Source organism: Paenibacillus xinjiangensis (assembly GCF_059686975.1).
Genome location: NZ_JCAALS010000009.1, coordinates 102,991 through 116,226, shown reverse-complemented (window position 1 = coordinate 116,226; position 13,236 = coordinate 102,991). Strand labels below are relative to the sequence as shown.

15 protein-coding genes and 3 pseudogenes are annotated in these 13,236 nt (G+C 40.8%); 15 read left to right on the top strand and 3 right to left on the bottom strand.

The window, feature by feature from the left end; translation table 11 throughout:
- Nucleotides 1-13 precede the first annotated feature (13 nt).
- The 13 genes and pseudogenes from ybiA (at nt 14) to AC6ESP_RS11230 (ending at nt 9,871) form a co-directional block, all read left to right on the top strand.
- Entirely contained in the window at nt 14-490 is a 477-nt protein-coding gene (gene ybiA, locus AC6ESP_RS11290; RefSeq protein ID WP_497096825.1) for a riboflavin biosynthesis intermediates N-glycosidase, read from the top strand.
- 81 nt (nt 491-571) lie between these two features.
- Entirely contained in the window at nt 572-1,432 is an 861-nt protein-coding gene (locus AC6ESP_RS11285; RefSeq protein ID WP_497096824.1) for a TIGR02452 family protein, read from the top strand.
- Nucleotides 1,429-2,307 carry an ADP-ribosylglycohydrolase family protein gene (locus AC6ESP_RS11280; protein WP_497096823.1) on the top strand — a complete coding sequence of 293 codons (879 nt, stop codon included), beginning with the start codon at nt 1,429-1,431 and terminating at the stop codon, nt 2,305-2,307. The genes AC6ESP_RS11285 and AC6ESP_RS11280 overlap by 4 nt, the downstream gene beginning before the upstream one ends.
- A 128-nt stretch (nt 2,308-2,435) precedes the next feature.
- Complete coding sequence (locus AC6ESP_RS11275; RefSeq protein ID WP_497096822.1) at nt 2,436-3,353, top strand: AraC family transcriptional regulator; 918 nt, start codon at nt 2,436-2,438, stop codon at nt 3,351-3,353.
- Nucleotides 3,354-3,376: 23 nt separating this feature from the next.
- Nucleotides 3,377-3,946 (top strand): GNAT family N-acetyltransferase, encoded by a 570-nt coding sequence (locus tag AC6ESP_RS11270; protein WP_497096821.1) that lies wholly within the window; start codon nt 3,377-3,379, stop codon nt 3,944-3,946.
- A gap of 263 nt (nt 3,947-4,209) precedes the next feature.
- Nucleotides 4,210-5,469 carry a carbohydrate-binding domain-containing protein gene (locus AC6ESP_RS11265; protein WP_497096820.1) on the top strand — a complete coding sequence of 420 codons (1,260 nt, stop codon included), beginning with the start codon at nt 4,210-4,212 and terminating at the stop codon, nt 5,467-5,469.
- A 308-nt stretch (nt 5,470-5,777) separates the two neighbouring features.
- Nucleotides 5,778-6,404 carry a type 1 glutamine amidotransferase family protein gene (locus AC6ESP_RS11260; RefSeq protein ID WP_497096819.1) on the top strand — a complete coding sequence of 209 codons (627 nt, stop codon included), beginning with the start codon at nt 5,778-5,780 and terminating at the stop codon, nt 6,402-6,404.
- Nucleotides 6,405-6,408: 4 nt separating this feature from the next.
- Nucleotides 6,409-6,501 (top strand): annotated as a pseudogene (locus tag AC6ESP_RS11255) (VOC family protein); the annotation flags it as partial.
- A 549-nt stretch (nt 6,502-7,050) separates the two neighbouring features.
- The gene (locus tag AC6ESP_RS11250; protein WP_497096818.1) at nt 7,051-7,245 is read left to right on the top strand and encodes a helix-turn-helix transcriptional regulator; all 195 of its coding nucleotides are present in this window, start codon (nt 7,051-7,053) and stop codon (nt 7,243-7,245) included.
- 393 nt (nt 7,246-7,638) lie between these two features.
- On the top strand, nt 7,639-8,298 hold the full coding sequence (locus AC6ESP_RS11245; RefSeq protein ID WP_497096817.1) for a TetR/AcrR family transcriptional regulator: 660 nt from the start codon (nt 7,639-7,641) through the stop codon (nt 8,296-8,298).
- A 62-nt stretch (nt 8,299-8,360) separates the two neighbouring features.
- Nucleotides 8,361-8,831, top strand: a complete 471-nt coding sequence (locus tag AC6ESP_RS11240) for an HXXEE domain-containing protein (protein ID WP_497096816.1) — start codon at nt 8,361-8,363, stop codon at nt 8,829-8,831.
- A gap of 37 nt (nt 8,832-8,868) precedes the next feature.
- On the top strand, nt 8,869-9,192 hold the full coding sequence (locus AC6ESP_RS11235; RefSeq protein WP_497096815.1) for a DoxX family protein: 324 nt from the start codon (nt 8,869-8,871) through the stop codon (nt 9,190-9,192).
- A 100-nt stretch (nt 9,193-9,292) separates the two neighbouring features.
- Nucleotides 9,293-9,871: a DUF4256 domain-containing protein gene (locus AC6ESP_RS11230; RefSeq protein WP_497096814.1), complete on the top strand. Its 579-nt coding sequence runs from the start codon at nt 9,293-9,295 to the stop codon at nt 9,869-9,871.
- Nucleotides 9,872-10,014: 143 nt separating this feature from the next.
- Here the strand turns inward: AC6ESP_RS11230 and AC6ESP_RS11225 are convergent, their stop codons facing one another.
- Complete coding sequence (locus AC6ESP_RS11225; protein WP_497096813.1) at nt 10,015-10,452, bottom strand: hypothetical protein; 438 nt, start codon at nt 10,450-10,452, stop codon at nt 10,015-10,017.
- Nucleotides 10,453-10,729: 277 nt separating this feature from the next.
- On the opposite strand from AC6ESP_RS11225, the gene AC6ESP_RS11220 reads away from it, so the two are divergent.
- Nucleotides 10,730-11,299, top strand: a complete 570-nt coding sequence (locus AC6ESP_RS11220; protein ID WP_497096812.1) for an SF0329 family protein — start codon at nt 10,730-10,732, stop codon at nt 11,297-11,299.
- Between the two features lie 195 nt (nt 11,300-11,494).
- On the opposite strand, the pseudogene AC6ESP_RS11215 reads toward AC6ESP_RS11220, so the two are convergent.
- Nucleotides 11,495-11,623: pseudogene (locus AC6ESP_RS11215) on the bottom strand (YdeI/OmpD-associated family protein); the annotation flags it as partial.
- Nucleotides 11,624-11,929: 306 nt separating this feature from the next.
- Here AC6ESP_RS11215 and AC6ESP_RS11210 point away from each other — a divergent pair.
- Nucleotides 11,930-12,376, top strand: a pseudogene (locus AC6ESP_RS11210) (NUDIX hydrolase).
- Nucleotides 12,377-12,468: 92 nt separating this feature from the next.
- Here the strand turns inward: AC6ESP_RS11210 and AC6ESP_RS11205 are convergent.
- Nucleotides 12,469-13,212: a GNAT family N-acetyltransferase gene (locus AC6ESP_RS11205; protein WP_497096811.1), complete on the bottom strand. Its 744-nt coding sequence runs from the start codon at nt 13,210-13,212 to the stop codon at nt 12,469-12,471.
- Between the last annotated feature and the right edge of the window lie 24 nt (nt 13,213-13,236).

Here is a 13,236-nt window from a genome sequence, read left to right as displayed (position 1 = left end):
GGACGGATTTAATTTGGAAAAGTTCACTTTTTTCTACAGGACAGAATCGCCATTCTCACAATGGCATCCTGCTTCCTTTGAAATAGATGGGATAACCTTTAATTGTGCAGAACAGTACATGATGTATTGCAAAGCTAAGCTGTTTAACGACGAGAGAATCGCAGTGAAAATCTTATCCGCCCGAACTCCGCGTGAGCAGAAAGAGCTTGGACGATCGGTACGTAACTTTGATCATGACAAATGGAATATTCACTGCAAACCATTCGTGTACGAGGCAAATTATGCAAAATTCACCCAGAACCACTTACTTCTTGAGGTGTTGTTCGCAACACGAGGTACCACTCTGGTGGAGGCAAGTCCGACAGATCGCATATGGGGTGTAGGGCTACTAGAAAATGATCCCCGAATCTTGAAGCGAGTAACATGGAGAGGGACTAACTGGCTTGGTGAAGTGCTTACGAAGTTAAGAGAGGACCTGCTCAATTCATGATATTTTCACTACTGTGGACATTACATTATTTGGTTAAGAGAGAAGATATGTAACAGAAGTTCATGTAATGGAGTGAGTTAAATGAATATACAAAAAAGCAGTAGAGAGATAAGATCACAAATAGCTAAAGAAACGTTGGATATTCTTGAAAAAGGCTTCTATAACACAGAGGGAAACACGATTGCAATACAGCAAGAGGTAGAGATGGCTATTCGTAACTCGAAGCTATATTCGCCAATCGGACTGCCGGTAATTAAGCAGGAAGCTGTATCCCGAATAAGAGATAACCGGGGAGCTCAACCCAAAATTGAAGTGACGGATGAATCTACCCTAGCTGCCACGCGAAGACTTGTGGTACAGGAAGGCTTGCAGAACGCATTGTGTCTTAATTTTGCCTCTGCGAAGAATCCGGGCGGGGGGTTCCTTGCCGGTAGCCAGGCTCAGGAAGAAAGTTTGGCTCGTTCCTCTGCGTTATATCCCTGCATATCACAAATGAATGAGATGTATACGTATAACCGGAATCTTAGGACTTGTCTCTATTCAGATTATATGGTTTATTCCCCGAGAGTTCCCGTCTTCCGAAGCGATGACTGCAGATTAATAGAGAGACCGTATCTTGTATCTATCCTTACAGCGCCAGCTGTTAATGCAGGGGTGGTCAGGGAGCGGGAACCGCAGCAAGCGAAGATGATTGAATCGGTTATGCTGGAGAGAATACGGTATATTCTTTCCGTAGCGGCAAATCATGGGGAGAAAGCTATTATTCTAGGGGCATATGGATGCGGCGTTTTTAAAAATAACCCTACCGATGTGGCCAGAATGTTTAAGCATGTGTTGATTAATGAGGGCTATCGGACATTATTTGATCATATTGTTTTTGCGATTCTAGATAAGTCTGACGAAAAGAGAGTTGTTAACCTATTCAAGGGGGAGATTCTATGAGTCTGAATAGCAAAATTAAAGGCGGTCTGTACGGAGTAGCGGTAGGCGATGCATTAGGCGGGACAACGGAATTCATGACCAGCGGGGAAATTCAGAAGAAATACGGATATCTCACCGATATCGTCGGTGGCGGGGTATGGGACCTCGCGCCAGGAGAAGTAACAGACGATACGATGATGACCCTTTGCGTGGCGGAAGGTATTCTAAGTGACCCTCACGAACCCAAGCAGGCGATCGGCGAGAAATTTCTCGAGTGGTACAGATCGGATCCCAAAGATATCGGGAATATCATCAGAAGAGTTCTAAGCAACTATCAAGGTAACTGGTTTGAGGCCGCGATTTTAGCTGACTTGGATTTAGGACAAAGTGCGGGTAACGGTTCTCTTATGCGCTGTCTCCCCGTTGGTTTAATATACCCTAATTTATCGAATATTGAGAAGGTATCACGCTTGCAATCGAAAATGACTCATTATGATGAACGTTGCAATCAGGCTTGCGAAATATACAACCGAATCGTGTGGAGACTACTGCGCGGTGAGAAGCATACAGAGGCAATCCAAAGGGAAATCATGAGCACGGAATACGAGGATATTGTGAATGGAACTCCTGATTGTGAACCAAGTGGTTTTGTCGTTCATACGTTTCGTCACGTTCTCCACTTATTGCTGACAAGCGATTCGTTCTCAGATGTTGTTGAGCGAGCGGCTAACTTGGGAGGAGATTCGGACACCATAGGGGCTATAGCAGGAGGTCTTGCTGGAGTCCACTATGGCTATGAGGGTATACCGGAGCGATATTCGAGTGTAATCCTTATTAACAATAAGCTTGATGCGCTGTCAGAACAGATTCTTGAGCTGCGTAACAGGCTGGCATGAGTTATTTAAAGTAGATTTGCAGGTAGATTATTGGGTCACGTTTATATATTCATTTAAGCTATCCAAGATTTCCATTTGCGGGTATAATTTTGGTAGTCTTTTACAAAAGTAACTGGAGAATACGATAAATGAATAATGACTATAAAGATAGAATGGATAGAGTAATTAAATACATAGAGGAAAATAGTAATCAAAAGCTCAATCTCGATCTATTGGCTGGTGTTTCAAATTTTTCGAAATATCATTTTACAAGAATATTTACATCTATTGTCGGTGTAACTCCAGTTGCATTTGTGAATCGAGATCGTTTACAAAAGGCTGTTTATTTGTTGGTTGAAACCAACAAGCCCATTTTGGAAATATCGAATCAATGCGGCTTCGAATCGGTATCAACCTTCAATGCCCTCTTTAAGAAACACTACAGCAAAACACCAAGTGACGTTAGAAATAGCGTAAGGGAGAATAGCAATTTCTCATTACAATTCAGCAATAAGCAAGAAGAGTTATCTCCTCTGCAGCATTACAATAGAAATGGAGAAAATCAACTCTTAAAAAGAGCTTGGGCAAATATGATAACAATTAAGCAACTCCCAGAATATGAAGTGGCGTACGTTAGTCATGCTGGAAGTTATTTGGATACACGTGTTGCTTGGGACAAGTTAGGTACTTGGGCAAGCCAACAGGGACTTACCTCGAAAAACCATCATTTTATTGGAATATCATTGGATGATGGAAATATCGTAGAAGAATTTGCTTGCCGATACGACGCTTGTGTAACATTACCAAGTGGATTCAACAGACACGAACATAATAGGCATGTGGAATTCAAAACACTATCTGGTGGAATGTATGCTTTATATCCATACTACGACACAAATGACAGATTTGTTCTGGCCTATCAAAACGTATTTAATCTATGGTTACCGAATAGTAAGTATGATGTCGACGATAGACCATGCCTCGAATTTTGTATGAATGATCCTGCTAAGGATAAGGAAGGGAAATGCAAGGTTGATTTATACATACCGATTAAGAAGAGAATATAAAGAAAATATGGAGCGGTGACGGAATGAACATAGAGGCAGTTTTTGGGGAGTTTCCTCTCCTGAAATCAGATCGTTTCATATTGAAGAAGATTGAAGAACATCATCTTGAGGAAGTTTTTGAAATCTATAACAATGATAAAGTATTTGAATACTGCGGCATAATACCCAAACACAATAAAGATACTGTGAAAAACATGATTGGCCATTTTGAGAGGGATTATAATAAAAGGTCAAGGGTTAAGTGGGGGATATTCGCCAATCCTAAACCCGATCGGTTGCTTGGAATTATTGAAGCTGTCGACTTTAATCAAAAGGTAAACGTTGTGACGATTGGCTACTATTTGTCGGAATCACATTGGGGAAAAGGTATCGCTACTGAAGCGGTAAAAATAGTACTCGATTTTTTGTTTATCGATGTCAACGTCAACAGAATTCAAGCTGAAGTGATGCCTCTTAATGAGACTTCAAAGAAGGTATTGTTGAAGAATGGCTTCATCAAAGAAGGAACATTGAGACAAGCAACACTATGGGCAGGTAAAGGAATTGTCGATTTAGAAATATACAGTATTTTAAAAGAAGACTATGTAGAATGATGGGAAAAGCGATTAAGCTGATATGTTGCCCTTAACCCTGAACCTGCCCCTAATCAAAGGCAGGAAGGTTTATATAGAAATTCGAAATGTATTTCATGTTCCCTCAAACCGATGGTTTGAGGTTTTTTGTTCTTGTGAAAATTAAAGTGATTTAAGGTTGGCTAAAGCTAACTGTATTAGAATTCAAATAAGGCAAGAGGCGATAACGTCATTCTGATCAAGAAGTCAAGATTACTACTATATTATTCAAGGAGTGTTCATTAATGAAAACAAAAAAAATGAGAAGAATAAGCGCCATTACGATGGCCGTATTGCTAAGCGTAGCAGCGGTGGGATGCTCTAATGTACAAGACGGCAGTGAGGATGCAGCAGCCACTCAAACAGCAACTGTTCAAGAAACAAGCACACCGACAACAAGCTCGACAGCGCCATTAAGCGGAACGACGACAGCAGCGACAGCTTCCGTTCAAGACACATCGGAATTGTTCAGTGATCGGGATTTGACACAGTCGGCGGACCTTGCAGATGCAACGCAGATTACATTGGAAAGCGATCAAGATGTGATGCTGAATACAGAAGGTGTCTATGTCTTAAGCGGCGAGGCAACGAATGTGACGGTTGTGGTTGAGGCTGCAGAGGACGCGAAAATTCAAATCGTCCTTGACAGTGTCAGTATAACTAATGATGATTCGCCTGCCATTTATGTGAAAGAAGCGGATAAAGTCTTCGTTACATCCACGGACAGCGAGAATTATATGAAGGTTACCGGAAGCTATGTGGCGGATGGAGATACCAATTTGGATGCGGTTATTTTCTCCAGAGCCGATCTGACCCTGAATGGAACAGGAAGTCTGGATATTGTATCGAATGACGGGAATGGCATATCTTCTAAGGATGATCTTAAAATAACCGGAGGTGTGTACAACATTCAATCCTCTGCGGATTCCTTAGAGGCTAATGATGCCATTCTTATCAACGATGGAACGATTACGATCAATTCGGGTAAGGATGCTCTCCATAGCGAGAACGATGAGGATGCTACTCTTGGATATATCTATATTGAAGGCGGCGACTTAAGCATCTCCGCTGTCGACGATGCCATCCAAGGCAACAGCTTTGTTCAGATCGATGGCGGAACTATTAACATTGAGACCAGCGAAGAAGGTATTGAGGCGACCTCTATCCAGATTAATGACGGTCAGATCACGTTGTATGCGAAGGATGACGGTATTAACGCCTCGCAAAAAGTCGATGGCACTGTCGTTATTGAAGTCAATGGAGGTACCATTGATGTGAGGATGGGCAGTGGTGATACGGACGCCTTTGATTCAAACGGTGATCTCTATATTAATGGCGGCACCATAACTGTTGAAGCCTCGTCAGCCTTTGATGCGGATGGTACAGCTCAGCTTAATGGCGGGGATGTCACGGTCAACGGGGAAAAAATCACTCAAATCACTCAATCGCAAGGAGGTGGAGGCCAAGGAGGTGCAGGTGGTGGTAGAGGAATGGGCCGCCAATAGTCCAGGAACTTACTTTGTCTGTGCGACTGGGAGATGACGGACGATCCGCGTCCCATTCTTCCCTTCGCGAATGACGTATCGAGTTTACCGAAACGGTTAAAACAAAAAAGGTGTTGTTGAAGAATGGCTTCATCAAAGAAGGAGCATTGAGACAAGCAACACTATGGGCAGGTAAATGGAATATTATCAACTAAAATAGCTTCACTGACAGCAGATGTCAGTGAAGCTATTTTATAATGATGATAGTCATTGATTACCGATGGATGGTGGTATCACTTGATGAATTGTAAAATAAGGGGAACCAGCAAATGAATAATACGGTATATCTTTATGTGTTTGACACAATGGCAGACTGGGAAATAGGTTACTTAACTGCCGAACTGAACTCGGGAAGATATTATAAAAAGGGGCTTGCCCCTTCAAAAATAGTTACCGTGGGAATTAATAAGACTCCTGTAACTACATTGGGCGGATTGAAAATACTGCCTGACATCAAACTGGATGAGTGCAGCATCGAAAGCACAGATACATTGATTCTACCCGGTGGAGATACATGGACAGAAACAATTCACCAACCCATCTTAAACATCGTTGAGAGGTGTTTAAAGGAAGGTATACTGGTTGCGGCCATTTGTGGTGCTACAATAGCTCTTGCCCAGACAGGATTGCTGAATTCGCGTTGGCATACAAGCAATGATCTGGAATACCTTAAAATGATCTGTCCCACTTACACGGGCGAAAAGTATTACAAAATGGAGTCCGCTGTAACGGATGGAAAGCTGATCACTGCATCTGGAATAGCCCCGCTAGAATTTTCTGTACACGTCTTGAAAGCTCTGGGTGTGTTTTCTTCAAAAACATTAGATGCCTGGTATAGTCTTAATAAGACTCATGAATCCAAATATTTCTATGAGTTGATGAATTCAATCCAATGAAGGTAAGGATATTACTGAATATCCTGATGGAAATGGCAATAAAATAATTGTTCATGCGGAATTAGATTTTGTTGCAGCTGGGAGAGCCAATCCCTCATCGGTGACCTCGGCGAAGTCATGACCCTTAGGAAAGAACTCCCCTAACGAACTGGAAGATTTGTAGGACGCTATGTAAGAGTGAGATCACGGACTTAACAACAACCTGCGCAAGGCGCATAGCTCCGGCACAGTGAAGGTCAGTGAAGAAGGCAGGTTGTAAATCGGAGCTGTATTGACGGAAATAGTAAAGAGCGGCGGAGAACTGGTACCCATACACTGGACACTTAGAAAAAAAGTGTTTAGTGTATGGGTACCTCTTTTATACTGAAGTGAACAGCGGGGGCGAGCTTATGAGTAAGTAATCTAACAACTCGTATGTCTTACGTGTCAGTGAAAAATCAATTGCTTACGTTGCATAAACCCTAGCTCTCAGAAATAACTGAAAATTAAGAAAAAGTCTTTCGGACAGAAATTCCAAAAGGTTGAACCCCTCTTTAAGGTGGCTTTTATGTACAATCTGTTCGAAAAAAACATTACAAAAAGTAATATATAATTGACATTTAGTAATGTGTAATGGTATTGTGTTATTGAAAGGAGATGAGGCATCTTGAAAAATAAAAAAATGAAGATTGCCAGAATAGAAGCTGAAGTATCGCAGGAGCGTTTAGCAGAGATCGTTGGTGTCACAAGGCAAACCATAAATTTAATCGAGTCGGGCAGCTACAATCCAAGCCTTAAGTTATGTGTTGAAATATGCAAGGCACTCAATAAAACGTTGAATGATTTATTTTGGGAGGAATGAGTATGCTTGGTGAAAAGACAGTTAAAGAGGCCGAAATGATTATGACTGTATCGTTAATTGCCGGTCTCGTCCTATTGACCGTCGGTCTTGCTTATTAAAGAGAATGACGAAAGGCTCGTAGCGTTAAATAATGAAGCTGATGCGAAAACGTTTAAAATACTTCAGGGAGTCTTGTTTTTAGCATATTTTGGATACACATTTATTTTTCCTCAGGGAATTTTCGAGTCGGTTGGATGGTGGATTTTAATAATACTCCTATTAGGTTCTATGTTCCTACAAGGAATAGTTCGGCATCGGATATGTGCAAACCATTCTAATGATGGTATGAATGAATAACGGATTATAGACTCTTGCTTAAGCTCATAAGCAGGGGTCTTTTAATCGCACGGACGGATGAAGGAGTACGAGGTATCCATTGACAATTTGTTTAATTATGGTAGTATTTGTTTAAACGTTCAAACAAAGGTGATGATGAGCATTAAAAACGCAGCTGGAGATACGAAAAGTAAAATTGTCGATGCTGCCTATCGGGTGTTGGCTGAGCAGGGCTTCGAGAAAGCTTCGACGAAAGAGATTGCCAAGCAAGCAGGCATATCGCAAGGGCTGATTAATTATTATTTTTCGAGCAAAGAGGATTTGATGTTTGAAATCTTTGAATTGGAAAGTGCACGTTACATTGAAGAAATGAATAAGATTTCGGAGATACCGTTGAATGAAAATTTTATACGCCATGCGTTAGCCGTTCCTCAAAATATGGTGCATCAGTACCCGGATTGGCATCGTCTGCGCTTTGAACTATTTGCGATAGGTTTAAGGAGCGAAGCCGGTCGCAAGAAAATTCAACAAAGCCTGGAGGCCGGCAAACAACAAGTGTTGAGAACGCTCAGCATATTGCCGATAAAAGAGAATATTAATAAAGAGGCGCTGGCATCGATTATTAATGTAACTATTGATGGCTTGGCTCTTGAGCAAATGGCTGATCCTGACTTCGATATTGAGGCTGCATACCTTACTTTAGCCGAGCTATTAGAAGTATATTTATCAAAAACATAATTTTTTTTTCGTAATTTATTGTTTGAACGTTCAAATAAATTTGTTGAAAGGAAGTAAGCTTGATGAATCAAACATTTCATCTTATTTTCTGGTTGCCTTATGTCGTCTTACTTCTCCACACTATCGAAGAACTTCCTGGTTTTTCGAAATGGGCCACTCGACACTTCGCACCCATGTCGACCTACAAGCATGCCATCATTCAAGTTTGTATGATTCTACTGGTCCTGCTAGTCTCCTACAAAGCATCCTCTATCGGGTATCACGGTAGCTGGGTAGTGCTAGCAGCGGCATTTCAATTGCATATTGGTTTAAACGGACTTTTCCATGTAGTAACGACTATTAAGTATAAAGAGTATTCTCCTGGCTTACTAACTGCCATTACCCTATCGATTCCGTCCACCATATTCTTCTTTTATCAAATGTGTGTAGGCGGCAGATTAACGAGGATAGAACTCATAGTCTCCCTAATTGTAGGAACGATTATTGCAATAAGTGCAGTTGGCTCGTTATATCTGAAAAACAACAAACAATAGGGAGAGGAAGATGGTAATATTGATTATAACTACGATATTGCAGACTATTCTTATATTTATTTTCCTGCTTTCAGGTGTAGGAAAAGTATACGGGTCGCTCATGCATGTCAATAACTTCAATAGACTGCAGCTGCCACAATGGTTTCGTGTTGTAACTGGAACGGTACAGCTTATTGGGGTTGCAGGGTTAGCAGCGGGTTACTTCTATTCTCATTGGGCAACGATAGCTGGTATATGGCTAGCATTAACCATGATTGGAGCTATAGTGGCTCATGTGCGTATCAAGGATAACTTTAAGCAAATGACGGCGGCAGTCATTATTTTCTGTCTTTTATTGGTTTTTTTAATATGTTTGCAATAGACTGCTAACGGTCCGCCTTGATTAATCTCCACCAGATTCCATACATGTGGAATGCTGTCGCTCACTAGGAAGTAGCAAATATTTGAAGGAGGAAATGAACATGACAAAGAGTGAAGTTAGTAATAAAAAGGAGTTATCGCCGGAACAACGTGAAGGGCTGCTCAAGACATTGAAAGCCCGTTTTGAGAAAAACATGAACCGCCATCAAGGTGTTGAATGGGCTAACGTACAAGCAAAGCTCGAAGCTCATGCTGAAAAACTGTGGTCACTTCATGAAATGGAGGGAACTGGCGGCGAACCGGATGTTGTTGATTATGACAATGAGTCGGGCGAATACATCTTTTGCGATTGTTCAGCGGAAAGTCCTAAGGGTCGCAGAAGTATTTGTTACGACCGTGAAGCATTGGAATCTAGGAAAGAACATAAACCGCAAAATGATGCGATTGGAATGGCAGCTGCCATTGGCATTGAGCTTTTAACAGAAGAACAATACCGGGAGCTGCAGAAACTTGGAAACTTCGATCTGAAAAGTTCGAGCTGGGTGAAAACACCCGATCGTATTAGAAAGCTCGGCGGGGCCATCTTTTGCGATCGTCGATACGACACTGTCTTCATGTACCACAATGGAGCAGATTCCTACTATGGTGCAAGAGGGTTCCGAGGCTCGCTAAGGGTCTAAATGTTGTGCAAATATTGAAGTGGTCGGGAGTGTATCCCACTGCTATTGTAGAACGAAAAAAACGAGTGAGAAGTTATAATGGAGTACCCTCTCTTGAACGAGAGGGTATTTTTTTCTATAAATAGGGTAATTCTCATACCATTCTAAAGCTCTTTATTCAGTTTCTCTATCGCAGCATGAAACTCGTTCAGAAGCTGCTCACCTGTTTTTGAGTTGTTCTTCAATTCTTTTTCAAAATAAGCAATAAGCTCTCCCTTTTTCTCTAGTTCACGTAATACTGTTGAGCTAATTTCATTACCCTTAGCTTGTTTGTTGGTATAATGAGTACTATGTTTTGCATGCATGTCTTTGTAGGCTGTGAAGTCCGAAGAGAATATTTCATACGCAGTCCTGGAATCTAATTCCTTCAATGCGGACTGCTTAAGATCGTCTTCTTTAAATTGCTCAAGTTGCATCAATGGTACAGTTTGTTCTTCATGATCAACACTAGTAGACTCATTCAGAAACCTAATCGACCCAAAAATAGCACCGACAATAAATAAACTAGCTGCAACCAAAAGCCATTTTTTATTCGCATGCATAAACTTCACCTTCATCCAAATTTTTCTATTCTAATAATTGACGTGCGGTATGCAAACAAAGTTTCGGTAATAGGTAAAATATTATGTAAAACTGAAGACATGTTGATCCTTCCCACAGTGGTGGAAGTTTGTCTTATGAGCATAGAGGAGCAAGGATTGGATATTGTTAATTTGACTTACTTACAACTATTATGATCTAAGTGTTAGTTATTGTATGATGGAGAATAGAAGGCCTGTCTCAACAGGTGTTTTGTAATATTGAACATAGGAGGATTACATGTCCTGGAGCAAATTGAAGCAGCAGCTGGAGAGTTTTCTCTGTCCTGCGTTAAATGGAAGGGTCGAGTACCGTGCAACCAGCTACCGTTATTTACCCGATAAAGCTGGGCAGTGTTATATTGCGGTAGATAAAAAGAATATACTCAATATGAATGATATAACGACTTTAATCAGATGGTATCAGACAGAGCTGGAAATTAAGAATGACTCAGGTATCCAAATTCCGATCAGCAATGAAGATATTGAAGTGGTCAGAAAGGATATCAAGGGAGCAGTTCCGGAGGACCGTCTAAAGGTAATTGCAAGAAGCAGGAAAACATCAGAATATGCGAAAGAGCTTATGGCAGCACAGTCATCCTTAAGTAAATCTAATTTTGTCGTTGTAGCTAATAAATTTTTATCCAGTCCTATAGAGGACAGCGTAGAGAGCAATGATATCTTATTGAATATTCTAGCTTTGGTGGACAGACGAGTTGGCAAAAAGCGAATTGTAAACATGACCGAAAAAATGAAGCTGAAGCATCCCATTGTCCAGTATTTTCATGAATTACGGCTTAATACCTTATGAAAATAAATAGCACACTCACCTCCAATCGAGAGCCCTGCAAAACGAATAAAGTATCTGTAAAATGAAACCCAGTGCCTTGATGGTACTGGGTTTCATTTCATCATTAGAACTCAGAGAGGTTTTTTTTGAATGAGCCAGATACGCTGCAAGCCGCATTGGAGGGCGTTAAAGGGCTGTTCTTAATCATTTCCAGTGATCAAGTCGACGAACCCGTTCTTTATTCAATTCAGTCCATGAGCTATTTTTGCTTCTAGGAGATAGCCCTTGAGCTAGTTCAGTCTCAGAAATTATCTTTTTTATTCCATCAATCCATCCAAAACATAAACCTCAACTCGTTTCTCGACCTTGCTGGAAGCAGTTCGTTGATTTCCATAAACGTGGTTCATTCTCCTTTCTGCCTGGGCTTCAAACAAGAGTGGCAACGCTAACTGTCCGCTGCCACTTTCCTTATCCTGTTATTCGTTAGCAACTAAACGATCAAGAAACTTATCAGCGTCACTATTAAACTTCCAACCAATACCAAATTTATCAACCAACAACATATGTTGAAGGCTTTCGAGAGTTTCTAAATGTTATGATGAAGAAATATGCCTAAGTTATGAATTCGGGTTGGTTGGGAGGCAAGTGTCGATGAGCAATCTTCTACAGGTTAGAGTGACTGGGATATTAGTTGAGAATGAAACTATCCTATTGGTGAAACAGAACGTAACGTCTGACCGATAATGGTCTTTGCCGGGAGGAAGAGTTGAACAAGGAGAGACTCTTGAAGAAGCAATTGTAAGAGAGATTGAAGAAGAAACAGGACTTACGACTAAAGTAGCCAAGCTATTATACATATGTGAAACCCCTGATGCCTCGCCTCCTCTGATACACATAACGTTCTTACTTCAGAGAATTGGTGGGGAAATACGCCTTCCATCAAATGAGTTTGATAATAATCCTATAAGTGATGTGGTAATGGTTCAAATTCGTGACCTTGCAGCTTATGGATTCTCTGAAAAATTCATGACCATTGTTCAGAATGAATTTCCTGAGTCCGGAAGCTACAAAGGTCTAAAAAACAATATCGGCTTATAAGGAGATAATGACATGTGACTGGAGTGACAATTAACCGCAGATGCATAGCAACAGGGGCGAAGAGCCCCTCTTTGTTATATAGCACTACGTTGTTAAATGTTGTCTTTAACTCTATACCAGTACTTATAAACTTCAGAGTAACCGAGTTTTGAATAAAGCTTTAATGCAGGCTCATTGTTCGATACCACCGCTAAATAACTATGCTTTGCTCCATTTTCTTTGCCCCACATTAACAGATTTAATATCATCTGTTCTCCGAAACCTCGGTTTCTATAGTTAATATCTGTCACGATATCATATAGACCTATGTATTCTCTTTCTATAACGCCAAGACCGCAGGCAATAACTTGTTCATCGTAATAAAACGATAGGAATCCCTTTTTCGTTCTGATATTAGATAACATGCGTTCCATAATGCTCTTATTTTTGTCTTTAACGTTATTAAGCCTGCAAAAATCGTTTAGCCATTCCGCAGTGATGTCTTCGTTTATTTTTACAGAAGTTAGTGTGGGCTTGCTTATGTTATCTAACTTCAGAGTTTGAACACTTGTAGTATCAATCACAGAATAGCCCATTCCCTCTAAAGTGTCATCTAGATTGGCAGGATGAATAAAGGGAGTGACTTTATATGTTATCGGTAAATGATTGGCTGAATAGATTTCTTCACATTCTTTAATTTTGATATGCAAATCACAAGTTGAATAAAGAATGGGGTTAATGGAGTTTGCTCTTTTTGTATATCCATCCGCGAAGCGTAATACCCATCCATCGTAAAGTAGAGTAGATAAGGGCTGCCAGTGGTTCAATGATAATTCCTCAATGAATTTGTTGTCCATATTTATCCTCCACGTAGCTTTTGA

Excerpts from the sequence above, each read along its gene's own strand:
- AC6ESP_RS11285 (WP_497096824.1), top strand. The coding sequence starts at position 572 with ATGAATATACAAAAAAGCAGTAGAGAGATAAGATCACAAATAGCTAAA.
- AC6ESP_RS11280 (WP_497096823.1), top strand. The coding sequence starts at position 1,429 with ATGAGTCTGAATAGCAAAATTAAAGGCGGTCTGTACGGAGTAGCGGTA.
- AC6ESP_RS11275 (WP_497096822.1), top strand. The coding sequence starts at position 2,436 with ATGAATAATGACTATAAAGATAGAATGGATAGAGTAATTAAATACATA.
- AC6ESP_RS11270 (WP_497096821.1), top strand. The coding sequence starts at position 3,377 with ATGAACATAGAGGCAGTTTTTGGGGAGTTTCCTCTCCTGAAATCAGAT.
- AC6ESP_RS11265 (WP_497096820.1), top strand. The coding sequence starts at position 4,210 with ATGAAAACAAAAAAAATGAGAAGAATAAGCGCCATTACGATGGCCGTA.
- AC6ESP_RS11260 (WP_497096819.1), top strand. The coding sequence starts at position 5,778 with ATGAATAATACGGTATATCTTTATGTGTTTGACACAATGGCAGACTGG.
- AC6ESP_RS11245 (WP_497096817.1), top strand. The coding sequence starts at position 7,639 with ATGAAGGAGTACGAGGTATCCATTGACAATTTGTTTAATTATGGTAGT.
- AC6ESP_RS11240 (WP_497096816.1), top strand. The coding sequence starts at position 8,361 with ATGAATCAAACATTTCATCTTATTTTCTGGTTGCCTTATGTCGTCTTA.
- AC6ESP_RS11230 (WP_497096814.1), top strand. The coding sequence starts at position 9,293 with ATGACAAAGAGTGAAGTTAGTAATAAAAAGGAGTTATCGCCGGAACAA.
- AC6ESP_RS11225 (WP_497096813.1), bottom strand. The coding sequence starts at position 10,452 with ATGCATGCGAATAAAAAATGGCTTTTGGTTGCAGCTAGTTTATTTATT.
- AC6ESP_RS11220 (WP_497096812.1), top strand. The coding sequence starts at position 10,730 with ATGTCCTGGAGCAAATTGAAGCAGCAGCTGGAGAGTTTTCTCTGTCCT.
- AC6ESP_RS11205 (WP_497096811.1), bottom strand. The coding sequence starts at position 13,212 with ATGGACAACAAATTCATTGAGGAATTATCATTGAACCACTGGCAGCCC.